This window comes from Ensifer adhaerens, assembly GCF_028993555.1.
In the GTDB taxonomy this organism is placed as follows: Bacteria; Pseudomonadota; Alphaproteobacteria; order Rhizobiales; family Rhizobiaceae; genus Ensifer; species Ensifer adhaerens_I.
This window is the reverse complement of sequence record NZ_CP118610.1, coordinates 866376-892275: the sequence shown is the minus strand read 5'-3', so window position 1 is coordinate 892275 and position 25900 is coordinate 866376. Positions and strand designations below refer to the sequence as shown.

Here is a 25900-nt window from a genome sequence, read left to right as displayed (position 1 = left end):
GTTCGCCCCCTCGGGCAATTTTGGGCTGCTCAAACGGTCTTGTCATCGTTTGGCCGCATGTATTATGCATTTCCTCCGACAAGATAAGGCAACGGCGCAAAGCCGGTAGGCGGACAAGGCCCGACGGCGACGATCGTCCGGCAAACAGGAAAAGGTAATGGGCGGGAAAATGTCAATCTCGAGGACGCTTTCGGTATTGGCTGTGGCCGGAGCCCTGAGCATCGCGGCGTGTGCCGGTGCGCAGGCTGCAAGCCAGGTCAAGGTAACGGTCAACAACACCGTGATCACCTCGGGCGATATTGCCAAACGGGTTGCATTCCTGCGCCTTCAGCGCCAGAAGGGCGGCCCCGAGGAAGCGAAGAAGCAACTGGTGGACGAAGTCCTCAAGCGCGCCGAGATCGTTCGTATCGGACAATCCGTCAGCACGCAGGACGTCGATGCCGCCTATGCACGTTTTGCTGCGGGCAACAAGCTTTCGGCGGAACAGCTTGGCAAGATCCTGGATCAGGCCGGTGTCGGCGCCGATCATTTCAAGCAATTCATCGCCGTACAGATGAGCTGGCCGCGCGCGGTCAACTTCCGCTACGGCAATTCGAGCCGACTGCAGGGCGCCGATCTCGTCAAGCGGATGATGGAAGGCGGCGGCAACAAGCCGGTGACCACCGAATACTTCCTGCAGCAGGTGATCTTCGTCATTCCGGAGAAGAAGCGCGGCGCCATCACGGCAAAGCGGCAGGCCGAGGCGAACGCCTCCCGGTCACAGTTCCCGGGCTGCGAGACTTCGAAGACCTTTGCCGCCAACTATCGCGACGTTTCGATCCGCAATCTCGGCCGGATGCTTGCCCAGCAGTTGCCGGACGAGTGGAAGCCGTTGGTCGAGAAGGCCGGGGAGAACGGTACGACCGGAACCCGCGTGACCGAAAAGGGCGTCGAATACCTGGCGATCTGCAAGAAGCGTGAAGTCAACGACGACACGGCCGCCGAAATCGTCTTCCGTGCCGAGGACATCGGCAAGAAGAAGGCCGGCGGAGAAGATCCGAACAGCGAAAAATATCTCGAGGAACTGCGCAAGAAAGCACAGATCGTCAACAAGTAAGCACAACGGCAACATGCGCGAACCAACCGGCGGGCCACTCGCCCTGACCATGGGCGACCCGGCCGGTATCGGGCCGGACATCAGCCTTTCGGCCTGGCTTGGCCGCCGCGAACACGCGACGGCACCTTTCCTGTTCATCGGCGATCCTGCGGTGCTTGCCGCACGTGCGACGACGCTCGGCTATTCGGTTCCCCTTCGAGAGACGGATTGTGCCGGCGCCATGTCCGCGTTCGGCGCAGCACTGCCGGTGCTGCCGCTTGTCTGCCCTGCTCCGGTCACTGCAGGCGATCCCGACACCGCCAATGCTAGCGCCGTCATCGGCGCGATCGACACGGCGGTGCGGCTCGTGACTGCAGGCGAAGCCTCCGCGGTCGTGACCAACCCGATCGCCAAGGCAGTTCTCTACGATGCCGGCTTCCGCTTTCCGGGCCATACCGAATATCTGGCGGATCTCGCAGAGAAAGCGACGGGGCAACCTGTGCTGCCAGTCATGATGCTTGCCGGGCCGAAACTGCGCGCCGTCCCCGTCACGATCCATATCCCACTGAAGGATGTGCCGGACCAACTGACGCCGGACCTCATCTATCGCACCTGCGCGATAACGGCGGCTGATCTGCGCAACCGCTTCGGGCTTGAGCGCCCCCGCCTCGCGATTGCCGGGCTTAATCCACACGCCGGCGAAAACGGCGCGCTCGGCCTTGAGGATGATGCCATCATCCGTCCCGTCATCGACCGGCTACGTGCTGAAGGCATCGATGCGTCAGGGCCGCTGCCCGCCGATACGATGTTCCACGATCGGGCGCGCGCGACCTACGACGTTGCGATCTGCATGTACCACGATCAGGCGCTGATCCCGGCGAAGGCTCTCGGCTTCGACGACAGCGTCAACGTCACGCTCGGGCTTCCCTTCATCCGCACATCGCCCGACCACGGCACGGCCTTCAGTCTGGCCGGCAAGGGCGTCGCGCGCGACGACAGCCTGAGAGCTGCCCTCGACCTTGCCGCAACGCTTGCGGCCAATATGCCAGGAGATACCCGCTGATGGCCGCGCTCGACGGTCTTCCCCCCTTACGCGACGTGATCCAGCGCCACGGCCTCGACGCCAAGAAGGCGCTCGGCCAGAATTTCCTGCTCGACCTCAACCTGACACAGAAGATCGCGCGGACCGCCGGTTCGCTCGAAGGGGTGACGGTCATCGAAGTCGGCCCTGGTCCCGGCGGCCTGACGCGCGCGATCCTGGCGCTTGGCGCCAAGAAGGTCATCGCGATCGAACGCGACTCCCGCTGTCTGCCGGCGCTTGCCGAAATCGGTGCGCATTATCCCGACCGGCTGCAGGTGATCGAAGGCGACGCCTTGAAGACGCCGTTCGAGACGCTTGCCGACGGCGGACCGGTCAAGATCATCGCCAACCTGCCCTACAATGTCGGCACGCAATTGCTGGTCAACTGGCTGCTGCCCGAGCGCTGGCCGCCCTTCTGGCAATCGCTGACGCTGATGTTCCAGCGTGAAGTGGGCCTCAGGATCGTCGCCGAGGCGGATGACGATCACTACGGGCGCCTCGGCGTGCTCTGCGGCTGGCGTACAAGGGCACGGATGGCCTTCGACGTGCCGCCGCAAGCATTCACGCCGCCGCCCAAGGTGACGTCATCTGTGGTCCATCTGGAGCCCGTGGAAAATCCTATCCCCTGTTCCGTCCGATCTCTGGAGAAGGTGACACACGCGGCCTTTGGCCAGCGCCGCAAGATGTTGCGGCAAAGCCTGAAGCCGCTTGGCGGCGAAGCCCTGTTGGCAAAGGCCGACATCGATCCGCAACGGCGGGCCGAGACGCTTTCGGTGGAAGAATTCTGCCGCTTGGCAAACTGCCTCTAGGCGAGCGACCAATCGCGACTGGTCATTTGGCCGGGCGAGGTATGGCGCGATTCGAAAATGGCTCCCGAAGGAGCCATTCTTTTGCAGCTGTCAGAACGGGTTTTCCGTCAGGAGCCCGTTGACGAAGTCAAACAGACCAGGGCGCCGGTCGCGGCGCAGACGCTCAGCCTCGACGATCGCCCGCACCGCAGAAAACGCGCGGTCGAGATCGTCGTTCAGCACAATGTAGTCGTATTCCCGCCAATGCTCGATCTCGGCGCGCGAGTTGGCAAGCCGGGTGGCAATCACTTCTTCGCTGTCCTCCGCCCGGCGATGCAGGCGCGACTGCAGTTCGGCCATCGACGGCGGCAGGATGAAGATCGACACGACGTCGCCCGCCATCTTTTCCTGAAGCTGCTGGGCACCCTGCCAATCGATATCGAAGAGCATGTCGCGGCCGGCGGCCATCGCCGCCTCGACGGCATCACGCGGCGTGCCGTAGAAATTGCCGTGCACCTCCGCCCATTCGAGCAGCGAGTCGGTCGCCCGCAGAGCTTCGAATTCGCGGATCGACTTGAAATGATAATGCCGTCCGTCGATTTCGCTCGGACGGCGCTGGCGCGTCGTCACGCTGACGGAGATGCTCATCTCCGGATCGGCTTCCAGAAGGTTGCGCGCGATCGTCGATTTTCCAGCGCCGGACGGCGAGGAAATGACGAGCATCAGCCCACGACGGGCAATCTTGATGGGCGAAGGGGTCGCCGGGGCCATGCTTTACTCCAGATTCTGGACCTGTTCGCGGAACTGGTCGATGACGACCTTGAGTTCGATGCCGGCGGCCGATACGGCGGCCGCATTCGACTTGGAACAGATGGTATTCGATTCTCGGTTAAATTCCTGTGCCAGGAAATCAAGCTTGCGGCCAACGGGGCCGCCCTTCGACAGCAGATCGCGGGCAGCAACGATGTGAGAGCCGAGCCTGTCGATCTCCTCGCGTAGATCCGCCTTGGTGGCAAGCAGTGCCACCTCGGCGTAGAGGCGTTCCCGATCGAGCGAGGAGCCATTGTCCATGACCAGGGCCACCTGCTGCGCGAGCCGATCAGCGATCGCCGCAGTGCTGCGCGATGGATCGGCCTCTACCGTCGCCGTGAGCGTCTCAATGCCTTCAACCTGCGCCAGCAGGATCTGACAGAGCACGGCTCCCTCGTCTTCGCGCATGATGCGCAGGTCGGAAAGCGCCAGCCTCAGTCCTTCGAGGATGTCCGTATCAAGAGCGGCGCGCTCCTCTTCACTTTCTTCCGGTTCACGAAAATCGACAATGCCGCGAATAGAGAGCAGCGTGTCGAACTTCAGCGGCGCCGGATCGACGAGATCGCCGAGTTGTTCGCGCAGGTTCAAGACCGCAGTCAGCGCACCCTGATTGACCACCGCTTCAACGGTCGCCTCCGCGCCGCTGACGGAAAGCCCTATCTGGAGATTGCCGCGCGAAAAACAATCGGCCGCGAGCCTGCGCACTTCGGGCTCGAAGCGCTCGAGCCCCTGCGGCAGGCGCAGCCTGAGATCAAGACCCTTGCCGTTGACGGAGCGCAGTTCCCAGGCCCAACGGCGGCGGCCGCTGCTGCCTTCCCTCCGGGCAAAGCCGGTCATCGATTGGAGCGGCATCGTCACCTCCATTGTGTTTCAGCAGAAGCAATAAGGCGACGGCGCGGCATCCCGCAAGGGATATCCGCGCCGTGATCTATCCGTCCACAATGCAAGCGTTTATTGCGGTTGCGCTGCTGTCGCAGCCGGTTCGGCCGTTCCCGCGTCGGCGGCCGCCTTTGCAGCTTCCGCAGCCTTCTCGGCTTCCACCTTGCGCCAGCGCCTGACGTTGGCGTTGTGCTCGTCCAGGGTCTCGGCAAAGACATGCCCACCCGTCCCGTCGGCTACGAAGTACAGCTCCGGCGTGCGCGAGGGATTGGCGACCGCCTCGAGTGCCGCCCGGCCCGGGTTGGCGATCGGCGTCGGCGGCAGACCCTTGATGATATAGGTGTTGTAGGGCGTCTGCTTGTCGATGTCGGACTTCAGGATCGGGCGGTCCGCCGGCTTTCCGTCGCCGCCGAAGATGCCATAGATGATCGTCGGGTCGGATTGCAGCCGCATGCCCTTGTCGAGGCGGTTGATGAAGACGGAGGCAACCCGTGGCCGCTCGTCGGCGCGGCCGGTTTCCTTCTCGACGATCGAAGCCAGCGTCACGAGCTCCTCGACCGTCGAGACCGGCAGGTTCGGATCACGCTTCTCCCAGATCTGATCGACCAGAACCTTCTGGGCGGCAACCATCTGCTGAACAATCTCGCCGCGCTTTGTGCCGCGGGTGAATTTGTAGGTGTCGGGCATCAGCGAACCTTCCGGCGGAAGCTCGCTCGGCAGATCGCCAACCAGGACCGGATCGTCGGACAGCTTGTGGAACATCTGCTTGACGGTCAGGCCTTCGGGCAGAGAAACCGAATAGAGGATCGACTTGCCCGACTTCAGAAGCTGCATCACGTCCTGCATCGACGAGCCGGCCTTGATCTCGTATTCGCCGGCCTTCAGCGTCTCGTTGTCGAGATAGGCCTCCGAGACGAAACGGAAGACGCGCGCATCGGTGATGATGTTGCTGCGCTCGAGACCACTGGCGATCTCGCTCATGCCGGCGCCGCCTCTGACGATGAAGTTCTGGTTCGCCTGTAGCGGACCCGGCTTCTCGTACTGATGCATCGCATAGTAGACCGTGCCGGCCCCAGCGAGCGCCGCAAAGACGATGATGGTCATCACGAAGTTCAGGAAGATCACCACCTGGCTGCGCGCCTTGCGCGACCGCTTCGGGGGCTGTGGCACTTTTTCCGGGCGCAGCGCCTCGTTTGCCGATTTCGGAATGATCGGCCCGTTGCTCGCGTTTTCATTGCGGCCGAATTGCGCCGCGCCGTTATCGTTTGAGTCGCTCACGATTGTCCCGAATCCGAAATTCGCAGCCTCATTCTCTTCCTGCCCCGGTGCGAATTTCGGACTGGACCATAGCAGGCTTAAGTCAATTTCATAAACGGCGCCGACCTGGCGGGCGACGTACCGCAGTCTTCATTACAATGGACCTGCGGCGCGGTGCATTGGCACCCAAGAACCACAGAAATGTGTCGGTTCACCGTCCAATCAAGAGAACGCGACGGATGCTCGACACTTTACAGAACCGCACGTCTTATAGGACGCGTTTAGGGCGCTGTAACACTCTAAATGACTGCCTGCCTTATCTTATCCGTAAATCGGATAGAGACCTGCAGCCGCTCGGAACGCGCCGCCTTCGGTTATCCCTGGGCGAGCGACATGTTCCCGGCAATAGCTAAATGGCAAACTGACAGATATGCCTTGCGCCAACATAGCGGGCGACGCCGCCGCCGCAATGGCAACGCATCCTCCCAAAAGATGCTTGTAGCGAGCAATGCGGCAAAAGCAGGATCATCGGACCGACTTGTTGGACCGATCCGATGATTGGCAGGGGGGGCCGATCAGGCGCCCGTGTAGCGGCGCAGGACCAGAGAGGCGTTCGTGCCGCCGAAGCCGAAGGAGTTCGACAGCGCCACGTTGATCTCGCGCTTGCGCGCAACGTGCGGCACGAGATCGATCTTGGTTTCCACGGACGGATTGTCGAGGTTGAGCGTCGGCGGCGCAATGTTGTCGCGAATCGCGAGCACCGAGAAGATCGCTTCGACTGCACCGGCAGCGCCGAGCAGGTGGCCGATCGCCGACTTGGTCGAAGACATGGAGATCTTCGACGCATGTTCGCCGACCAAGCGCTCGACTGCGCCAAGCTCGATCGTGTCTGCCATGGTCGAGGTGCCGTGTGCATTGATGTAGTCGATATCGGCAGCCGTGAGGCCGGCACGCTTCAGCGCCATCTGCATGCAGCGATAGGCGCCGTCACCATCTTCCGACGGCGCGGTGATGTGGAAGGCATCGCCAGAAAGGCCGTAACCGACCACTTCCGCATAGATCTTCGCGCCACGCGCCTTGGCGTGCTCGAGCTCTTCGAGGATGACGACACCGGCACCCTCACCCATGACGAAGCCGTCACGGTCGATATCGTAGGGGCGCGACGCCTTTTGCGGGTCGTCATTATGCTGCGTCGACAGCGCCTTGCAGGCGGCAAAGCCCGCCAGCGAAATGCGGCAGATCGGCGATTCCGCGCCACCGGCGACCATGACGTCGGCATCGCCGAGCGCGATCAGGCGGCTGGCGTCACCGATCGCGTGCGCACCGGTCGAGCAGGCAGTGACGACCGAGTGGTTCGGGCCGCGCAGCTTGTGGCGGATCGACACCTGGCCCGAGGCGAGGTTGATCAGACGGCCGGGAATGAAGAATGGCGAAATGCGGCGGGGCCCCTTGTCGCGCAGCGTATAGCCGCCTTCGACGATGCCCTCGAGGCCGCCGATGCCCGAACCGATCAGCACGCCGGTCGCGATCTGGTCTTCGTTGGTTTCCGGCTTCCAGCCAGCGTCGGCAAGCGCCATGTCGGCGGCCGCCATCGCGTAGACGATGAACGGATCGACCTTGCGCTGCTCCTTCGGCTCCATCCAGTCATCGGCGTTGAAGGTGGCATCGGTGCCATCACCGAAGGGAATGCGGCAGGCGATCTTGGCAGGAAGGTCCTCGACCTCGAATTCGGTTACCTTGCGTGCAGCGTTCTGCCCGGCAAGAAGGCGCGCCCACGTCGCCTCAGTTCCGCAACCCAAGGGAGATACCATGCCGGTACCGGTGATAACGACACGTCTCATAGTCCGCGACCCACCCTGATCTTTCAGTTTCAGAGCCGGATCGGATCACGTGCAACGAACCCGATCCGGGCATCCATTTTAAGGTTCTAAATTCACGATCAGAGGGAACAGCGGAAAACGCTTGCTGATCGAAACCCGCGCTCGCGGGACAGCCCACTTCCCTGGGCTGAAACGGGCCGCTTTAGGCGGCCCGTCTACGGCCGTAGCCGCTCAGATATTAGGCCTGAGCCTTTTCGATGAACTTGACGGCGTCGCCGACAGTCAGGATCGAGTCAGCAGCGTCGTCCGGGATTTCAACGCCGAACTCTTCTTCGAAAGCCATGACCAGTTCGACGGTGTCGAGCGAGTCCGCGCCGAGGTCATCGATGAAGCTTGCGCCTTCGCTGACCTTTTCGGCGTCGACGCCAAGATGATCAATAACAATTTTCTTTACGCGTTCTGCGATATCGCTCATGTCGGAGTTCCTCGACCTTCGTTTCTGTGGGCGCCTATTCCGGCACCGGTACTCTTATGTAAGCCTGATAGACCAAGACGGCCTAACCGGCAATCCATCCAACCGGAACTGCGGCAAACCCAAGGCAGCCAAGGCTGCCGGACACCTGGCGGGACCGGTCGACTGCTAACAGTCATGGCCCGATTAACACGGTTTAAGTCTGTCGCAAAGTCCGAAAATGCCTGACATTCGCTTGCTCAACATTGAATTTCAGGCATTTGGCAGGCGGTTCCCGGGACGTTGAATATCAGCCGCCGCACAATCTCGACGGGCGACACATCCCGGAAGCCGGATCAGATCATGGCCATGCCGCCATTGACGTGAATCGTCTGGCCAGTGACGTAGCCGGCTTCGTTCGACGCGAGATAGACGACGGCCGAGGCAATCTCCGCGCCGGTGCCCATGCGCTTCATCGGGATCGCCCCCATGATCGCGTCCTTCTGCTTGTCGTTCAGCTTGCCGGTCATCGCGCTCTCGATGAATCCCGGTGCGACGCAGTTGACGGTGACGTTGCGCGTCGCGATCTCCTGGGCCAGCGACTTGGAGAAGCCGATCATGCCGGCCTTGGAGGCACAGTAGTTGGCCTGGCCGGGATTGCCGGTGACGCCGACGATCGAGGTGATGTTGACGATGCGGCCGAAACGGCGGCGCATCATCGGGTGGGTCAGCTCGCGCGTCAGGCGGAAGACGGCGGTCAGGTTCACTTCGAGAACGGCATCCCAGTCCTCGTCGCTCATGCGCACGAAGAGGCCGTCCTTGGTGATGCCGGCGTTGTTGACGAGAATATCGACGCCGCCGAGCTCGGCCTCGGCCTTTTCGCCAAGCGCCTTGACTTCGGCACGGTCGGAAAGGTTCGCCGGGAAGAGGTGCACGCGATCGCCGAGTTCATTGGCGAGCGCTTCCAGCTTTTCGACGCGCGTGCCGTGCAGGCCGACGGTCGCGCCCTGCGCGTGCAGCATGCGGGCGATTTCTTCACCAATACCACCGGATGCGCCGGTGACGAGAGCCTTACGGCCGGAAAGATCGAACATCTGATTGATTCCTTATAACTGGTGCGCTTGTTCGACGGCTTACGCGAGCAGTGCCGCAAGTGCCGTGTCGATATCGGCAGGCGTATTGACGGCAATACCGTTGACGGTCTTGTCGATCCGGCGGGCAAGCCCGGTCAGGACCTTGCCGGAACCGAGTTCATAAAGCGTCGTGACATTGTTGGCGGCAAACCATTCGACCGTCTCGCGCCAGCGGACCTGGCCGGTCACCTGCTCGACCAGCAGGCGGGCGATCTCATTCGCATCGCTGACCGGTGCGGCGAGCACGTTGGCGATCACGGGCACGACGGGATTGTGCTTCTCGACTTTGGCCAGCGCCTCGCGCATCGCGTCGGCGGCCGGTGCCATCAGGCTCGAATGGAAGGGAGCGGAGACCGGGAGCATCAGGGCGCGCTTGGCGCCCTTTTCGGACGCGAGAGCTGCCGCCTTTTCGACAGCCGCCTTCTCGCCGGAAATCACAAGCTGGCCGCCGCCATTGTCGTTGGCAATCTGGCAGGCGCCGAGCGCCGAGGCTTCGCGGCAAACGACTTCGACATCGGCATGCTCCAGGCCGATGATCGCGGCCATCGCACCCTTCCCGACCGGCACGGCTGCTTGCATCGCGTTGCCGCGGATGCGCAGGAGACGCGCCGTGTCGGCGATCGAGAAGGTGCCGGCAGCACAGAGCGCCGAGTATTCGCCGAGTGAATGGCCGGCAACGAAGGAGACCTTGGACTTGATGTCGAGGCCCTTGGCTTCGAGCACCCGGATGACGGCCATCGATACGGCCATCAGCGCGGGCTGCGCGTTCGCGGTCAGCGTCAGCGTTTCCTCGGGGCCGTTCCACATGATTTCGGACAGCTTTTCGCCAAGCGCGTCGTCGACCTCGGCGAAGACGGCAGCGGCTTCCGGAAAGGCGTCCGCCAGATCCTTGCCCATGCCGACAGCCTGGCTGCCCTGGCCCGGAAACGTGAATGCAATGCTCATGGGATCGTCCCTTCCCTAGATCACTATGATTTTGGGTCGAATCGACACAAAATCATAGTGATCGGTTCTTATGAGTTAGAGCGGGATGCGGGCGGATAACCGCATACGCTTTTCTTTACCCCGCTCCGGTTTCCTCTCCATTCACATTCCTGAACGGCGAGTCAAGCGCGCAAGGCCCGCCGAACCGGGCCACAGCCGCCTTTTGCCCTTGATCTTCACCAATCAAGGCGTAAGTTTGCCGCCCGAAGCCGACCTGCCTTAGACACTCCCAAGGGCCGAGGCTATCACTCCATTTCCGGCGCACGCACCCCTTGTCCCACGGGGCCGACGCACGTCTTTCACAAGGATCCCCATTCAATGCGTTACAACACGCTTGGCCGCACCGGCATCACCGTCTCGGAAATCTGCCTTGGCACCATGACCTGGGGCTCGCAGAATTCCATCGCCGAAGCGCATGAACAGCTGGACCACGCCTTCGGCAAGGGCGTGAACTTCATCGATACGGCAGAACTCTACCCGACGACGCCGCTTTCGCCCGAGACCTATGGCGACACCGAGCGTTTCATCGGCGAGTGGCTGGCAAGGCGCGGCCGCCGCGATGACGTTGTACTTGCGACCAAGGTCGCCGGCCCCGGCCGCCCCTATATTCGCAATGGCAGCCCGACCACGCCTGAGGGCATCGACCAGGCGATCGACGCCAGCCTTCAGCGCTTGAAGACCGACTATGTCGACCTCTACCAGATCCATTGGCCGAACCGCGGCCACTACCATTTCCGCAATGCCTGGTCCTACGATCCCGCCAAGCAGGACAAGACGCATGTCGCCGGCGATCTCAGGGCGATCCTCGACAAGCTCGGCGACCTCGTGAAGGCCGGCAAGGTGCGCGCCATCGGCCTTTCCAACGAAACGGCCTGGGGGACGATGAAGTTCATCGACATGGCTGAACGTCACGGCCTGCCGCGGGTCGCCTCGGTTCAGAACGAATACAATCTTCTTTATCGCGCCTATGATCTCGACCTTTCCGAACTGTCCCATCACGAGGATGTGGGTCTGCTCGCCTACTCGCCGCTCGCAGCCGGGCTGCTCACCGGCAAGTACCTGAATGGCGCCAAGCCGACAGGCTCCCGTCTTTCGATCAACGGTGACCTCGGCGGACGCTTCACGCCGCACCAGGAGCCGGCCGTCGCCGGTTATGTCCAGCTGGCCCGCGAGCACGGCCTCGATCCTGCCCAGATGGCAATCGCCTTCTGCCTGACGCGCCCGTTCATGGCGTCCGTCATCATCGGCGCGACCTCGATGGAACAGCTGAAGACCAATCTTGGCGCTGCGGACCTCACCCTGTCGCAGGATGTCGTGAACGGCATTCGGCGGCTGCACCGTCTCTACCCCATGCCGATCTAAGGGCGAGAATCGATCGCCGATGGCCGTGCCCCAGACAAAAGCGGAGTTGCTCAAGGCGATCGACGTCCAGTTCGCCAAGCTGATGCGCGAACTGGACCAGGTCTCAGGTGACCAATTTCGCGAGCCTTCGCTTGAAGGGCACGCCAAGGGCACCACGATGAGCGTCGGCGATCTCGTCGCCTACCTCATCGGCTGGGGCGAACTCGTCATCAAGTGGATCGACCGAGACCAGCGCGGCGAGCCGGTCGATTTCCCCGAGACCGGATTTAAATGGAACGAGCTCGGCAGGCTCGCCCAGAAGTTCTATGCCGACTACCGGGCTCTCTCGCCCAAGGAGCTCCTCACCCGCCTGAGAAGCAGCAGGGAAATGCTGGAAGCGCTGATCAAGGTCCGGGACGATCACGCGCTCTACGGGAAACCGTGGTACGGCAAGTGGACGCTTGGCCGAATGATTCAGTTCAATACGTCCTCTCCCTACGCCAACGCCTCAGGCCGTCTGCGCAAGTGGAAAAGGACCAGGGAACGGGCCTAGATATCTAAAAGACACGCCAAGCCTTGCCTTCCGGCGAAAAATGCGTATAAGCGCGCTGTTCGAAATGCCCGGTCTTCTGGCTGGTGGCTGAACGGAGGGCCGGCTTCCTCGAGGGGAGCCGTTAGGATTGCAAGTCTTTCCGGCCTCCCGTGTCTCCGCTCTCGACCGTCTCGATACAACACTTTCTTGCCGGCTGTCTTTCAGCCACTAAGAACAGTCGTTGAGGCTTAGCCGCCGAGGTCCGGGCTGATTAACGCAAGAAAGGCAAGCCACAATGGCTCTTTATGAACACGTATTCCTGGCCCGCCAGGACATCACGCCGCAGCAGGTCGACGGTCTCGTCGAGCAGTACAAGGGCGTGCTCGAAGCAAACGGCGGCAAGGTCGGTCGCGTCGAGAACTGGGGCCTGAAGTCCCTCACCTACCGCATCAAGAAGAACCGCAAGGCTCACTACGTTCTCATGGACATCGACGCTCCGGCAGCGGCTGTTCACGAAATCGAGCGTCAGATGCGTATCAACGAAGACGTCCTGCGCTACATGACGATCGCCGTCGAGAAGCACGAGGAAGGCCCGTCTGCCATGATGCAGAAGCGCGACCGCGACGACCGTCCGCGCCGCGATGGCGACCGTCCGGAGCGTAGCTTCGGCGACCGTGGTCCGCGTCCGGACCGTGGCGACCGCGAAGATCGCCCGCGCCGTCCGCGCGAAGACCGCGCGTAATCAAGAAGCTTTAGGAGATAAAGACAATGGCTGAAGTTTCTTCCGCTCCGGTTCGTCGCCCGTTCCACCGTCGCCGCAAGACCTGCCCCTTCTCGGGTGCAAACGCTCCGCGGATCGACTACAAGGACATCCGTCTGCTGCAGCGCTACATTTCCGAGCGCGGCAAGATCGTTCCTTCCCGCATCACGGCCGTTTCCCAGAAGAAGCAGCGCGAACTCGCCCAGGCGATCAAGCGTGCACGCTTCCTCGGCCTGCTGCCCTACGTCGTTTCCTAAGAACGACTGACGGTCCGTTGGTCATCTGACTCGACGGAAACCGACTTGAAGGGAGAGGCGCTCCCGTTCGGTGAGCGCCTCTTTCTCTCCCTTCCGCGGTGGGCGCGGATCGGAACTGGTGTGAACGCACCAAAATCCCATGCTGGGGCCGGGCTTTGCCATCCCCTAACTGCACGAAGCAGGACAGCGAACGTGACGAATGTGAACAGGACATCGCTGCTGACCGGCGTTCTCGCCGGCTTTACCGCCGCCCTCTTGTCGATGGGCGCGAACACGCAGTCGTCTCTTGCCATCGTCCTTTATGCTGCCTCCGCGCTCCCGATCCTCATTGCCGGTCTTGGCTGGGGCAATGCAGCGGCGATCACCGCAATCGTTGCCGCAGGCGCCACCGCCGCCGCGCTCGTGTCGCCCTATTTCGCGCTGCTGATCCTCGTCGTTACGCTGATCCCGGCCGGCTGGCTCAGCCACCTCGCCAATCTCGCCCGTCCGGCTTCCGAACTCGGTGGTCCGGATGAAGCGCTCGCCTGGTATCCGCTCTCCGATATTCTCAGTCACCTTGCCGGTCTCGTGACCATCGGCATGATCATCGTCGGCCTCATCGTCGGCTATGGTGCCGATATCTCCGACCGTATGGTCGATATCGTCATCCAGGCGGTGAAGGCACAAGATCCGGGTTACAATCCGGACGTGGCGGCCATTGCCCAGATCAAGTCGCTCTTCACGCTCGCCTTGCCCCTCGTCCAGGGCGCAATCTGGGTGCTGATGCTCTTTACCGCCTATTATGTCGCTACCCGCATCGTGCAGATGTCGGGCCGGTCGTTGCGTCCGCGCGAGGATATCCCTTCGACGCTGCGCATGCACCGCAACGCGATCTTCATCTTCCTCGGCGGCCTGGTCATGACCTTCCTCGGTGGCGCACCGGCAACGATCGGCGCGCTGATCTGCGGAACCTTCGGCGCGGGCTTTCTGCTCGCCGGCTTCGCCTCCTTCCATTTCCGCACGCGCGGCAAGTCCTGGCGGCTTCCCGTGCTGTGGATCGCGTACCTGTCGGTGTTCGTGTTCACGATCCCGGCATTCTTCTTCCTCCTGTCCGGCCTGATCGATACGCGACGCACCATCGCGGTCACGCCGGTTGGAAAAAACTGACCAACGAACTGGAACACTGAAAGGAAACCAACATGGACGTCATTCTTCTCGAACGCATCGCCAAGCTCGGCCAGATGGGCGACACCGTAAAGGTTCGCGACGGCTTCGCCCGTAACTACCTGCTGCCGCTCGGCAAGGCGCTGCGCGCCAATGCTGCCAACAAGGCCCGTTTCGAAGCCGAGCGTTCCACGCTCGAAGCCCGCAACCTCGAGCGCAAGTCGGAAGCCCAGCAGGTTGCCGAAAAGCTCGACGGCAAGTCCTTCATCATCGTCCGTTCGGCTGGTGAAACCGGCCAGCTCTACGGTTCGGTCGCTGCTCGCGACATCATCGAAGTGCTCGCTGCCGAAGGCTTCAACGTCGGCCGCAACCAGGTTGACCTCAACCACCCGATCAAGTCGATCGGCCTGCACAGCGTCACGCTGCACCTGCACTCGGAAGTCGAGATCTCGGTTGAAGTCAACGTTGCCCGTTCGGCCGAAGAAGCCGAGCGCCAGGCCAAGGGCGAAAGCCTGACCTCGGCCGACGCCATCTACGGCGTTGACGAAGACGCTCTGAAGCCGGAAGACTTCTTCAACCCGGAAGCCGAATTCGAAGGCGAAGAAGAATAAGCCTTAGCGGCCATTCCAAATACGAAAGCCCGGATCATCGATCCGGGCTTTTTTGTTGACCCGAGGGGTAGAACTAAGATCGCAAGACGCGAGGCGGCAGATTACCCATGCGCAGCGACGGGCACGGCCTGATCCGCTGCAGTCCGTGCCGGCGCGTCCTTATCGACGTGCACGACGACCGAGAGGCCGGGCGAGAGCATTTCGGCCAGCGGCTGACCGGGATCGACCACGATCCGCACGCCGACACGCTGGGCCACCTTGGTGAAGTTGCCGGTGGCATTGTCAGCGCGGATCACGCTGAATTCCGAACCGGCTGCCGGCGAGAAGCGCTCGATATGCCCCGTGAGCTCGCTCTTCTGCAGCGCGTCAACCGCGATGATGACGGGCTGACCGGCCTTCATGCCGTCGAGTTGGGTCTCCTTGAAATTGGCGACGACCCACACGTCGTTCGGCACCAGCGCAAGCAGTTGCGATCCCGCCGTCACATATTGACCGGTCCGCGCGCCGATCTCACCCAGCCTGCCGTCACGCGGCGCGACAATGCGGGTGTTTTCGAGATCGATGCGCGCCAGTTCGACGGCCGCCTCGGCCCCGGTCACGGCCGCTTCCAATCCGGCTCGCGCGCCAAGCGTGGTCGCCAATGCCTGCTTCGACACGTCCAGCCCGGCCTCCGCCTGGCTCACAGCCGCATCGGCCTGTTCGAAGCCGGCACGCGCCTGATCGGCATCGCTGCGCGTCGACACGCCCTTTTCGGCGAGCGGGCGAATGCGATCCCAGGTGGCGCGCGCACGATTGAAGGCCGCCTTCGCACTGTCGAGCTGTGCCTGGCTGGCGGCGATGCCGGCCTTGGCCGACAGTTCCTGCTGATAGGAGTTGGCGAGCGCCGCCTTCTGTCCGGCAAGCGTCGCTTCGGCCTGCGCCAGCTTCTGCGCATAGATGCGGTCGTCGATCTTCACCAGCAGCTGCCCGGCCTTGACCGTCTCGTAGTCGTGCACGGGAACATCGGCGACGTAGCCCGAAAGCTGCGGGCTCATGATCGTGACGTAGCCGCGCACATAGGCATTCTCCGTCATCTCCACGGAGCTGTGAAACGGTGGCAGCCGCCAGGCATAGAGCACGAGGGTCAAGCCGGCGATGCCGGCGAGAAGTACAATGATGGTCGTTGGGGAACGTAGCAATTTCAGCATGGTCATCAACTCGATTGATCAAGCGGCCGGCATTGGCGCAGGGCCAGTCAGCCGCTGCGTGAGCCAATTGTAGGACATGTGCAGGAGCAGGCCGGCGAGCGCGAAAAGCGCGATCACGGCGGCAAGCAGGAATGCGTCGTTGTAGGCGAGGATGTAGGCTTCGCGGGTGACGTGCTGCGACAGGAGCACGGTGCCCTCGCCACCCAACAAGGTCTTGTCGCCCATCACTTTGCTATAGGCGGCGGAAAGCTGGTTGACGCGCTGGGCAACCAGCGGGTTCGACAGGACCATCTGTTCGGCGAGAATGTTGGAATGGAATTTTTCGCGGATCGTTACGAAGGTGCCGAAGGCTGCGGAGCCGATCAGGCTGCCGATGCTCTGGGTGAAGAGGAAGATCACGATGAAGCTCAGGATGTAACTCGGCCCCTTAGCGAGCGCGGCCTTGAAGCCGCGCGCCATTGCCGGCGGCAGGAAAAGCGCGGTGCCCGCGGCAATCATTGCCTGGCTCAGATACATCTGCTCGGGCCGTGTCAGGCTCGTCGCCTGGCTATCCATATAGGCGCCGGTCGCCAGCAGGCCGAGGGCCAGGATGTGCGCACGCTCTGCATGCTGCGGGTTCATCAGCACGGCACAGAGCAGGCCACCGGCTATCGCCGCGGCGAGAATGATCCAATAGAGCGTCGCGACCTGCTCGAACTGGAGGCCGAGTTGCTGATAAAAGTTCGTCGCGATCGTGGACTGCTCGGAGGCAACCAGGCGGAAGATGAGCAGAACGGCAGCAAAGTGCACGATCTCCTTCGAAGCGATCCAGCGTATGTCGATCAACGGTACCTTGCGATGGAGCTCGATCAGCACCACGGCCGTCAGCGTTGCGATTGAAACGGCCAGGAGAATGCCGAGCCAGGGCGCCTCGAACCACCAGTAGAGACGCCCCATGGTCAACACGATGGCGAGGCAGCCGAAGGCGACGGCGACGAGCAGATAGCTGAGGATATCCATGCGCTGGATGACCTTGGCATGCGGCACCGGCGTCAGCGGCAGCAGATAGATGATTGGCAGCGCGATCAGCGCCAGCGCCATTTCGAGCGTATAGAGCGCATGCCACTGGCCGTACTCGATCAGGGTCGGCGAGATGAGACGGGTGATCGGCGCGGAAATCGTGGTGCAGGTGAGCGCCAGTGCCAGACCAACCGTCAGCTTGCGCGCGGGCGGAAAGGCTTCGAGCATGTAGAGGAAGCCGAGCGTCGACATCGGTGCGGCGGCGATGCCACTGATGAAGCGGACGACGATGGCGGAATGCAGGTCGGAAACGAAGACGTTCATCAGCGATACGATGACGAAGCCGACGATGCTGATTTCGGCGAAGCGGCGCAGCCCGTATTGGGCGCGAATCTTCACCAGTGCGATCGAAAGACTGACATTGGGCGCCATGTAGGCCGCCGACAACCAACCGGCCTCGACCGAAGTCGCCGAGAGCGCACCCTGGACCTGCGTCAGGTTGGCTAGCGCCAGGTTCATGCCCAGGCCCTGGGTCAGGAACAGAAGAACCGAGCCGACGACATAGACCGCCGACATGGCCAGGTTCTTGTCGACCGGGACGGGCACGGGGACCGAGACTGGGGCTGGGATCGGTGCCACGGGAGAAATTTCCTCCTTGTCATCGCCGGCCAGGCCCGCTTCCCGCAGAGCGGCGCCGCGATTGTCGTTTGCAGCAGCAGTCGAGACTGCGCTCATCGCCGTCACTCCCGTGCCAGCGACTGGATATTGTCGGCGATCGCCCGCACCACCCGCTTTGTCACGGCAAGTTCGGCGGCGTCGATACCTTCGAGCACTTCCGCGCGGATCTCATCGGCAAGCCTCAGGATCTCGTCGGCGACGCCGCGGCCATACTCGGTCATGTGGATCTGCTTGGCGCGTCGGTCGGAGAGCTCGACCCGCCGTTCGATGAACCCCTGCTTCTCCATGCCATCGAGCAAACGCACCAGCGTCGGCGTTTCAATGTCGAGCTCATCGGCCAGCTCGCGCTGGTTCAAACCATCCTTCCGGGTCAAGGCGAAGAGTGCGCGAGCACGCGACAGCGTCAGCCCCCTCTCCTTCACCCGAGCATCGAACACGGCCCGCAGCTTGCGATTGAGCAGCGACAGGGCATCGAACAATTCGCGGTTCACGGTGGGCTGATACATTGGTATCTTTTCCATATTACTAGCATGCTAATTATTTTGGTTCTACCTAATCCAAAAGCGGGCAACTTTCAAGATGGAGATTTGAGCAGGTGGAGGAGAGAGCTACACTTCCCTTGCCCGGTTGGGTGATTCGCTCGTCAACGTCCAACTTTGTGGGAAGGCGAGATTCTTCGCTTTTGTGAACCCGGCCTGTGGATCAGTCGAACAACGGGAAAAGCGCGAGGCTCTGATGAGACGCTTTGTGAGTGTGTCCCCCCTGCACTTGACCCGGCTCGCGGTAGATCGCAAACCGGTGCCACACCAGACAGAGGCAGAGATAAATCGACATGAATGACGCGGCGCGAAAGCTATCCCCTATCAGCAAGGATCAGGTGGACCAGCACTATCGCGAGGCGCCGAACAACCTTGAAGCCGAACAGGCCCTGCTCGGCGCGATCCTCGTCAACAACGACGCCTTCTATCGGGTTTCGGACTTCCTGAAGCCTGTCCACCTGCATGAACCGCTGCACCGCAAGATCTATGAGGTTGCCGGCGACATCATCCGCATGGGCAAGACAGCGAACCCGGTCACCATCAAGACCTTCCTCAAGGCGGACGAAAAGGTCGGCGACCTGACCGTCGCGCAATATCTCGCGCGCCTCGCGGCAGAAGCGGTTTCGATCATCAACGCCGAAGACTATGGCCGTGCGATCTACGATCTGGCGCTTCGCCGCTCGCTGATCACGATCGGCGAAGATATGGTCAACATCGCCTACGACGCGCCGCTCGACATGCCGCCGCAGGGCCAGATCGAAGACGCCGAGCGCCGGCTATTCGAGCTTGCCGAAACCGGCCGATACGACGGCGGTTTCCAGTCGTTCAACGACGCAGTGGCGCTCGCGATCGACATGGCCGGCCAGGCCTTCGAACGTGACGGCAGCCTCTCGGGCATATCGACCGGCATCCTGTCGCTGGACGCTCGCATGGGTGGCCTGCAGCGCTCGGACTTGATCGTGCTTGCAGGGCGCCCCGGCATGGGCAAGACCTCGCTTGCCACCAACATCGCCTACAACATCGCAGCGGCCTACGAGCCGGAAGTCCAGGCCGACGGTTCATTCAAGGCCAGGAATGGCGGCGTGGTCGGCTTCTATTCGCTCGAAATGTCGTCCGAACAGCTCGCCACCCGTATCATCTCCGAGCAGACCGAAGTCTCCTCGTCGAAGATCCGCCGCGGTGACATTTCCGAGGCCGATTTCGAGAAGCTCGTCGCCTGCTCGCAGATGATGCAGAAAGTGCCGCTCTACATCGACCAGACCGGTGGTATCTCGATCGCCCAGCTGTCTGCGCGCGCGCGCCGCCTCAAGCGCCAGCGCGGCCTCGACTGCCTGGTGGTGGACTACATCCAGCTCATGACCGGCTCGGGCAAGTCCAGCGACAATCGCGTGCAGGAAATCACCCAGATCACCACGGGCCTGAAGGCGCTCGGCAAGGAACTGAACGTGCCGATCATCGCGCTGTCGCAGCTCTCCCGTCAGGTGGAAAGCCGCGAAGACAAGCGCCCGCAGCTTTCCGACCTTCGTGAATCGGGATCGATCGAGCAGGACGCCGACGTCGTGCTCTTCGTGTTCCGTGAGGAATACTACGTGAAGAACCTGGAGCCGCGCGACGAGTTCGATCCGAAGTACGAAGAGTGGAAGATGAAGATGGAGCAGGTTAAGGGCACGGCAGACGTGATCATCGCCAAGCAGCGTCACGGACCGACCGGCACCGTGAAGCTCGCATTCCAGTCGGAATTCACGCGCTTCACCGACCTCGCCGATCCCTCCTTCACCCAATACGAGGAACACTGACGTTCCGTGGGGGCGGCCGGAGCGGGCTGGGAAAATGTATGCGGTTTCCCAGCCCGCTCTACTTCCACCGAACCGTCCCAATGTGATCGGTTCAACCGGCAGCGCCTTTTACCAGGCGCCGCCGAAAACCTGACGCAACAGCGCCACGGAAATCACGCCGATGGCAACGGATGCCAGGAGCGGCAACCTGGTTGCAGCAACGGCCGTCGCCGCAGCAGCAATCGTTTCGGCCGGACCGGTGACCAGGGCCGTCGGTGCGATGACAGCCATCAGCACCGCTGGCGGAATGGCCTCAAGGGCGCGCTTCTGGTTTTCTCCGATCGTCACATAGCGGATCAGCACAAGACCGCCGATGCGGGTCGCAATCGTCGCGACCGCCATGGCCAGAATTGCAAGGAATGTGTTGAGATCGACGCTCATGCGTGGGCCTCCTTGCGTCCGCCTGAAAGCATCGCCACGACGACGCCGGCTGCGGCACCCGCCGCTATGTACCAGACGCCCGGCAGCAATTGATGTGTGACCACGGCCGCACAAGCGCTTGCTGCCAGAACGGCACCCGTTTCTCGCCCCTTCCAGAACCCCATGACCAGAATGATGAAAACGGCGGGAAAGGCGAAATCGAGGCCGATGACCTTGGGATCGCCCAGCAAGGCGCCAACCATCGCGCCCGTCAGGCTCGTCAGCACCCAGGCGCAGTAGAAGGGCACGGCGAGGCCGGCATACCAGGCGGGCGTGAGTTTAGCATTGCTCGCGCGCATTTCGGCCATCGCCCAGATTTCATCGGCGAGGAGCAGCATCGACGCGTAGCGCGCCGGCCCGGAGAACCCTTCAAGCTTGGCGCCGATCGAGGCGCTCATCAGCACGTGGCGGATGTTGACGAGCAGTGCCGAAAAGCCGAGTGCGGCCCAGGACGCCGGGTGCGTCCAGATATCCATGGCGACGAACTGCGACCCGCCGGCAAAGACCAGCGCGCTCATCAGCGTCACCTCCGCCGGCGTCAGCCCCTTGGCCGCCGCCACCGCACCGAACACCAGGCCGATCGGCATCACAGCGACGATCAGCGGCGTCATCGTGATCGCCGCCGCCCGAAATTCCTGAAACGCACTTCTTACCTGCAACGTCCTTGTCTCCATTCACGCGAAACGGAAAACGTCTATAGGCGCAAACAGGTCCCGTATTGAACGAAAGTGATCAGCCGGCGCGGAAGGCCCCAGGCGTCACGCCGGTGCGCGCCTTGAAATGGCGGCTGAAATGCGCCTGGTCGGCAAAGCCGCATTGATAGGCGGCATCCACCGCCGACCAGCCATGCCTGAGCAGGGTCTTGGCGGCGCGCACGCGCTTGTCGGTCAGGAAGGCATGCGGGGTGATATGGAATTCCTTCCGGAAGGCGCGGATCAGGTGCGCGCGGCTGAGCCCTGCGACCTTGGCGAGTTCCTCGAGCCCGACGTCTTCGGCATAGTTCTCGGTGAGGAAATCCCGTGCCCGATGCACGGCGGACTGCTCCCGCGTCTCGATCGGGGTGATGATCGTGCTGCCGTGCCGCTCGAACATCGCCGCAAGCACGCCGAACATTTTTTCTTCGGCCTCGAGCGTGCCGCCGGCCAGCTCAAGCGTTCGGTGAGCCTGATGAAAGGACAAGGCGAGGTCCGGATCCTGCAGCACACGCTTCGAGAAGGATGGCGTTCCCCTGAAGGCGCGGCCGGTCACATCCTCGATGATGTTTACCAACAGATCGGCGCTCGGATAGACCATGCGATAACGGTAGCCGCTGCCGCCGGGGTGACCGTCGTGGATTTCGTCGGGGTTGATCAGGTAGAAGTCCCCGGGACCAGCTTCCGAGCGCTCGCCCTTGATCTTGCTGATCTGCGAGCCGGCCTCGATCGCACCGATGCTGAAGGTCTCGTGGGCGTGCGGCGCGAATTCGTGGGTGATGAAGGTCGCCGTGAGACATTCCATGCCCATGAAGCGCGCGTCCCGCCAGAATCGCGTGCGTTCGGCGCCCTCAATCGGCGTGTCATCGATGGCCTGTTGCTGCGAAATCGTGTGCATGCGGGAACCATAGTGATCCTGGCCGATCCCGTCTTGCACAAAAGTGCTCATCCTTCCTTCAGCGTCGCACCACGGCGATGCGAGAGGGGAGTGTTTGCGACCATCCGCCGTTGGCTGTATTGCTCTTCGGATCGTCCACGAAGGTGTCCGGCATGCTCCCCCCAGAATTCCTCTCCGCCTCCAACCGCCTCACGATCGATCTCGGTGCGCTTGCCGACAATTGGCGGGCGATGAACGCGCGCTCAGGCAAGGCGCGGGCGGCAGCGGTCCTGAAAGCGGACGCCTATGGGCTCGGTATCGAAACCGCGGCCCCTGCCCTCTATGCCGCCGGTGCGCGCGATTTCTTCGTGGCCAATGCCGAGGAAGGGGCGGAATTGCGCCCCCTCGTCCCTGACGGCCGCATCTACATTCTCGCCGGCATGTGGCCGGGAAACGAAGAGCTCTTCTTCGACAATGACCTGGTGCCCGTCATCAACTCCGACGAACAGCTTGCCGTGTTCATGGCCGCGCTTTCCGAACGTGGCGACCACCCCTGCGTCCTGCATGTCGATACAGGCATGAACCGGCTGGGCCTCTCGGTCGAGGCAGCGGTGGCGCTTGCCAACGACCCGGCGCGGCCTGCAAGCTTCTCGCCCATGCTCATCATGAGCCACCTCGCCTGTGCCGACGAACCGGCGCATCCGCTCAACGCCTACCAGCTTGCTCGCTTCCTGGAAGCGACCGCCGCCTATGAGGGCGTCGACGCGAGCCTTGCCAATTCAGGCGGCGTCTTCCTCGGTGCCGACTATCACTTCGAACTCACCCGTCCGGGCATCGCCGTCTATGGCGGCGAGGCGATCAACGATCTCGTCAACCCGATGACGCCTGTGGTGACCGCCGAGGCCAGGATCATCCAGATTCGCGAAGTTGCTGCCGGCGGAACGGCAAGCTACGGCGCCTCCGCCCGTTTCGACAGGGACAGCCGCATCGCCACCGTCGCGGTCGGCTACGCCGACGGCTACCATCGTTCTGTTTCCGGCGGCGGCGTGACTCTGCGGCAGGCAACCCCGTCAGGGGCATTCGGTTTCCTGCACGGCAAGCGCGTTGCGCATGTGGGGCGCGTCACCATGGACCTCAGCCTCTTCGACGTCACCGACCTGCCCGCCGGTGCAGCGCGACCGGGCGATTACATCGAGCTTTTCGGCCGAAACATCGCCATTGACGACGTTGCACGCGCTGGCGGCACCATCGGCTATGAGCTGCTGACAAGCCTCGGACGTCGTTACATCAGGAACTATGTCGGCGCCGCCTGACGCGGTTTTCCCGTGAATTCCTCGCGGCCTTCGCTAAAATTCACCTTTTGTTCCGCGCTTCACGGCATTATGTGACGATAAAGGTGATTCTTCTGTCACCGCCCCGCGCGGCCGCCGGTGGCCCTCCAGATTTCGAAAGTCGACCTCGATGGCGAAAGCCCGCACACAATTCATCTGCCAGAACTGCGGCACCGTCCACACCCGCTGGGCCGGCAAGTGCGAAGGCTGCGGCGAGTGGAACACCATCATCGAGGACGACCCGACGGCCGGCATCGGCGGCGGTCCGTCGCGCGCGCCGAAGAAGGGACGCCCGGTGGCGCTCACCACGCTTTCCGGCGATATCGAGGATGCCCCGCGCATCCAGACCGGCATTTCGGAACTGGACCGCGTGACTGGCGGCGGCTTCGTGCGCGGCTCGGCGCTGCTCGTCGGCGGCGATCCCGGCATCGGCAAATCGACGGTGCTGATGCAGGCCGCTGCCGCACTCTCGCGCCGCAAGCACCGCGTCATCTATGTCTCGGGTGAAGAGGCCGTGGCGCAGGTGCGGCTGCGCGCCCAACGCCTGGGTGCGGCCGACAGCGACGTGTTGCTTGCCGCCGAGACCAATGTCGAGGATATCCTCGCGACCCTTTCGGAAGGCAAGCGCCCCGATCTCGTAATCATCGACTCGATCCAGACGCTCTGGAGCGACATCGTCGATTCGGCACCCGGCACGGTGACCCAGGTTCGGACCGGCGTGCAGGCGATGATCCGCTTTGCCAAGCAGACGGGAACCGCCGTCGTTCTCGTCGGCCACGTCACCAAGGAAGGGCAGATCGCCGGCCCGCGCGTCGTCGAGCACATGGTCGATGCGGTGCTCTATTTCGAAGGCGACCGCGGCCACCACTACCGCATCCTGCGCACCGTCAAGAACCGCTTCGGCCCGACCGACGAGATCGGCGTCTTCGAGATGTCCGACAAGGGCCTGCGCGAGGTCGCCAACCCGTCGGAACTGTTTCTCGGCGAGCGCAACGAGAAATCGCCGGGGGCGGCCGTCTTTGCAGGCATGGAAGGCACACGCCCTGTCCTCGTCGAGGTGCAGGCGCTCGTCGCGCCGACGTCGCTCGGCACGCCGCGGCGCGCCATCGTCGGCTGGGATTCGGCCCGGCTATCGATGATCCTCGCCGTGCTTGAAGCCCATTGCGGCGTGCGCCTCGGCCAGCACGACGTCTATCTCAATATCGCTGGCGGTTACCGCATTTCGGAGCCTGCTGCCGATCTAGCTGTGGCTTCCGCACTGGTTTCGTCGCTTGCCGGGCTTGCCCTTCCTGCCGATTGCGTCTATTTCGGCGAAGTCAGCTTGTCGGGCGCCATCCGGCCGGTTGCGCATACCGCACAACGCCTCAAGGAAGCCGAGAAACTCGGGTTCTCGCAGGCGGTCCTGCCGTCCGCGTCCACCGAATTGCCGAAAAACGGCAATGGCCGATGGAGCGAAATGGAAAGCCTGCCGGACTTGGTGGCGCGCATCGCGGGTTCGCGAAACGCGCTGAGGCCGGCGGAGGACGAAGATTGAAGACGCGGATGTCGCAAGCCGTCCACTGCATGTTTCCTTAGATCGGGATCGATTTAAGGACAAAATCATGCAGCAGGTCTGAGCATTGCAGCGACCTTTGCGCTCCCGAAAGGACGCGCGGCGCTGCAGGGGCCGCGAGCAGGCTGCAAATGCCCTGGATATCAGGCAGGGCCGATGGCGGATAGGCTTGAGGAGACCCGGACGAACCGGGTCCGGAGTAAGGACAAAATGCCCATTACAATTCTCGACGGTATCGTTCTCGGCGTCGCTCTGTTTTCCGCAATCCTGGCCATGGTTCGAGGCTTCTCGCGCGAGGTGCTCTCGGTTGCGAGTTGGGTGGGTGCGGCCGCAGCCGCCTATTTCCTCTACCCGCAGCTCCTGCCCTACGCCAAGCAGTACACCAACAGCGATACCGTCGCGCTGATCGGATCGGCGGCGGTGATCTTCCTGGTCGCGCTGATCATCGTTTCCTTCATCACCATGCGGATTGCCGATTTCATTATCGACAGCCGGATCGGCGCGCTCGACCGCACGCTCGGCTTCCTGTTCGGTGCCGCGCGCGGCATCCTTCTGGTCGTCGTCGCCATGCTGTTCTTCAACTGGCTGGTTGCTCCGCAGCAGCAGCCGACCTGGGTCACCCAGGCGAAATCGAAGCCGTTGCTCGACAATCTCGGCAACAAGCTGATCGCTCTGCTGCCTGAAGAAGCCGACGCCACCATTCTCGACCGCCTGCGCGGCAAGGACACGACCGGCGAAGGTGAAGGCGAAACCCCGGCGGCGACGCCGGGCCAGACACCGTCGACGACGCCGGAGCAGGCGCCCGCCGACGACGCGCCGGCCACCAACGGCTGAGACAGGAACGATTTGCCGACAAAGCCCGCCCCGC

The 25900-nt window shown here is 62.6% G+C and carries 26 protein-coding genes; 13 read left to right on the top strand and 13 right to left on the bottom strand.

All coding sequences use genetic code 11. The annotated features are described in order from the left end of the window. The first annotated feature begins 157 nt into the window (after positions 1 to 157). From PWG15_RS04255 to rsmA, 3 genes are read left to right on the top strand one after another with little or no spacing between them, the layout of a single operon-like run. Complete coding sequence (locus tag PWG15_RS04255) at positions 158 to 1096, top strand: SurA N-terminal domain-containing protein (RefSeq protein ID WP_275023264.1); 939 nt, start codon at positions 158 to 160, stop codon at positions 1094 to 1096. Between the two features lie 13 nt (positions 1097 to 1109). Beyond that, complete coding sequence (gene pdxA / locus PWG15_RS04250) at positions 1110 to 2138, top strand: 4-hydroxythreonine-4-phosphate dehydrogenase PdxA (RefSeq protein ID WP_275023263.1); 1029 nt, start codon at positions 1110 to 1112, stop codon at positions 2136 to 2138. Then, positions 2138 to 2965 carry a 16S rRNA (adenine(1518)-N(6)/adenine(1519)-N(6))-dimethyltransferase RsmA gene (rsmA, locus tag PWG15_RS04245; RefSeq protein WP_275023262.1) on the top strand — a complete coding sequence of 276 codons (828 nt, stop codon included), beginning with the start codon at positions 2138 to 2140 and terminating at the stop codon, positions 2963 to 2965. The genes pdxA and rsmA overlap by 1 nt, the downstream gene beginning before the upstream one ends. 90 nt (positions 2966 to 3055) lie before the next feature. Here rsmA and gmk read toward each other — a convergent pair whose 3' ends face one another. From gmk to fabD, 7 genes are all read right to left on the bottom strand, one after another. Beyond that, positions 3056 to 3715: a guanylate kinase gene (gene gmk, locus PWG15_RS04240; protein WP_275023261.1), complete on the bottom strand. Its 660-nt coding sequence runs from the start codon at positions 3713 to 3715 to the stop codon at positions 3056 to 3058. 3 nt (positions 3716 to 3718) lie between these two features. Beyond that, the gene (locus PWG15_RS04235; RefSeq protein ID WP_275023260.1) at positions 3719 to 4606 is read right to left on the bottom strand and encodes a YicC/YloC family endoribonuclease; all 888 of its coding nucleotides are present in this window, start codon (positions 4604 to 4606) and stop codon (positions 3719 to 3721) included. A 99-nt stretch (positions 4607 to 4705) separates the two neighbouring features. Further along, a complete protein-coding gene (gene mltG / locus PWG15_RS04230; protein ID WP_275023259.1) occupies positions 4706 to 5911 on the bottom strand; it encodes an endolytic transglycosylase MltG in 1206 nt (401 codons plus the stop codon). A gap of 554 nt (positions 5912 to 6465) precedes the next feature. Further along, a complete protein-coding gene (gene fabF, locus PWG15_RS04225; protein ID WP_275023258.1) occupies positions 6466 to 7731 on the bottom strand; it encodes a beta-ketoacyl-ACP synthase II in 1266 nt (421 codons plus the stop codon). Positions 7732 to 7948: 217 nt separating this feature from the next. Beyond that, positions 7949 to 8185 carry an acyl carrier protein gene (locus PWG15_RS04220; RefSeq protein ID WP_003531676.1) on the bottom strand — a complete coding sequence of 79 codons (237 nt, stop codon included), beginning with the start codon at positions 8183 to 8185 and terminating at the stop codon, positions 7949 to 7951. A 332-nt stretch (positions 8186 to 8517) separates the two neighbouring features. Further along, positions 8518 to 9255: a 3-oxoacyl-[acyl-carrier-protein] reductase gene (fabG, locus tag PWG15_RS04215; protein WP_275023257.1), complete on the bottom strand. Its 738-nt coding sequence runs from the start codon at positions 9253 to 9255 to the stop codon at positions 8518 to 8520. 39 nt (positions 9256 to 9294) lie between these two features. After that, positions 9295 to 10239: an ACP S-malonyltransferase gene (gene fabD / locus PWG15_RS04210; RefSeq protein WP_275023256.1), complete on the bottom strand. Its 945-nt coding sequence runs from the start codon at positions 10237 to 10239 to the stop codon at positions 9295 to 9297. 357 nt (positions 10240 to 10596) lie between these two features. On the opposite strand from fabD, the gene PWG15_RS04205 reads away from it, so the two are divergent. From PWG15_RS04205 to rplI, 6 genes are all read left to right on the top strand, one after another. Next, entirely contained in the window at positions 10597 to 11640 is a 1044-nt protein-coding gene (locus tag PWG15_RS04205; protein ID WP_275023255.1) for an aldo/keto reductase, read from the top strand. A 19-nt stretch (positions 11641 to 11659) separates the two neighbouring features. Then, positions 11660 to 12172, top strand: a complete 513-nt coding sequence (locus PWG15_RS04200; RefSeq protein ID WP_275023254.1) for a ClbS/DfsB family four-helix bundle protein — start codon at positions 11660 to 11662, stop codon at positions 12170 to 12172. A gap of 274 nt (positions 12173 to 12446) precedes the next feature. Continuing rightward, the gene (rpsF, locus tag PWG15_RS04195) at positions 12447 to 12893 is read left to right on the top strand and encodes a 30S ribosomal protein S6 (protein WP_057252714.1); all 447 of its coding nucleotides are present in this window, start codon (positions 12447 to 12449) and stop codon (positions 12891 to 12893) included. A gap of 26 nt (positions 12894 to 12919) precedes the next feature. Next, positions 12920 to 13168 carry a 30S ribosomal protein S18 gene (gene rpsR, locus PWG15_RS04190; RefSeq protein ID WP_025426448.1) on the top strand — a complete coding sequence of 83 codons (249 nt, stop codon included), beginning with the start codon at positions 12920 to 12922 and terminating at the stop codon, positions 13166 to 13168. A gap of 192 nt (positions 13169 to 13360) precedes the next feature. Next, a complete protein-coding gene (locus tag PWG15_RS04185) occupies positions 13361 to 14314 on the top strand; it encodes a DUF2232 domain-containing protein (protein WP_275023253.1) in 954 nt (317 codons plus the stop codon). A gap of 32 nt (positions 14315 to 14346) precedes the next feature. Then, on the top strand, positions 14347 to 14922 hold the full coding sequence (gene rplI / locus PWG15_RS04180; RefSeq protein ID WP_275023252.1) for a 50S ribosomal protein L9: 576 nt from the start codon (positions 14347 to 14349) through the stop codon (positions 14920 to 14922). Between the two features lie 101 nt (positions 14923 to 15023). Here the strand turns inward: rplI and PWG15_RS04175 are convergent, their stop codons facing one another. From PWG15_RS04175 to PWG15_RS04165, 3 genes are all read right to left on the bottom strand, one after another. Further along, positions 15024 to 16109, bottom strand: coding sequence for an HlyD family secretion protein (locus PWG15_RS04175; protein ID WP_275023251.1), 1086 nt, complete (start codon positions 16107 to 16109; stop codon positions 15024 to 15026). 18 nt (positions 16110 to 16127) lie between these two features. Then, entirely contained in the window at positions 16128 to 17684 is a 1557-nt protein-coding gene (locus tag PWG15_RS04170) for an MFS transporter (protein WP_275024353.1), read from the bottom strand. A 164-nt stretch (positions 17685 to 17848) separates the two neighbouring features. After that, entirely contained in the window at positions 17849 to 18292 is a 444-nt protein-coding gene (locus PWG15_RS04165) for a MarR family winged helix-turn-helix transcriptional regulator (RefSeq protein WP_275023250.1), read from the bottom strand. Positions 18293 to 18618: 326 nt separating this feature from the next. Here PWG15_RS04165 and PWG15_RS04160 point away from each other — a divergent pair, with 326 nt between their 5' ends. Next, positions 18619 to 20121, top strand: a complete 1503-nt coding sequence (locus tag PWG15_RS04160) for a replicative DNA helicase (protein ID WP_275023249.1) — start codon at positions 18619 to 18621, stop codon at positions 20119 to 20121. A gap of 108 nt (positions 20122 to 20229) precedes the next feature. Here the strand turns inward: PWG15_RS04160 and PWG15_RS04155 are convergent, their stop codons facing one another. The 3 genes from PWG15_RS04155 to PWG15_RS04145 all read right to left on the bottom strand — a co-directional run bounded on the left by PWG15_RS04155 (position 20230) and on the right by PWG15_RS04145 (position 22170). Next, complete coding sequence (locus tag PWG15_RS04155) at positions 20230 to 20541, bottom strand: branched-chain amino acid transport AzlD family protein (RefSeq protein WP_275023248.1); 312 nt, start codon at positions 20539 to 20541, stop codon at positions 20230 to 20232. Beyond that, positions 20538 to 21191: an AzlC family ABC transporter permease gene (locus PWG15_RS04150; protein ID WP_275024352.1), complete on the bottom strand. Its 654-nt coding sequence runs from the start codon at positions 21189 to 21191 to the stop codon at positions 20538 to 20540. Before PWG15_RS04150 ends, PWG15_RS04155 begins: the two co-directional genes overlap by 4 nt. Before the next feature lie 121 nt (positions 21192 to 21312). Beyond that, a complete protein-coding gene (locus PWG15_RS04145; RefSeq protein ID WP_275024351.1) occupies positions 21313 to 22170 on the bottom strand; it encodes an AraC family transcriptional regulator in 858 nt (285 codons plus the stop codon). Positions 22171 to 22322: 152 nt separating this feature from the next. Here PWG15_RS04145 and alr point away from each other — a divergent pair, with 152 nt between their 5' ends. The 3 genes from alr to PWG15_RS04130 all read left to right on the top strand — a co-directional run bounded on the left by alr (position 22323) and on the right by PWG15_RS04130 (position 25866). Next, positions 22323 to 23462: an alanine racemase gene (gene alr / locus PWG15_RS04140; RefSeq protein WP_275023247.1), complete on the top strand. Its 1140-nt coding sequence runs from the start codon at positions 22323 to 22325 to the stop codon at positions 23460 to 23462. 148 nt (positions 23463 to 23610) lie between these two features. Next, positions 23611 to 25014 (top strand): DNA repair protein RadA, encoded by a 1404-nt coding sequence (gene radA, locus PWG15_RS04135; RefSeq protein WP_275023246.1) that lies wholly within the window; start codon positions 23611 to 23613, stop codon positions 25012 to 25014. Positions 25015 to 25242: 228 nt separating this feature from the next. After that, a complete protein-coding gene (locus PWG15_RS04130) occupies positions 25243 to 25866 on the top strand; it encodes a CvpA family protein (protein WP_275023245.1) in 624 nt (207 codons plus the stop codon). Positions 25867 to 25900: the final 34 nt, after the last annotated feature.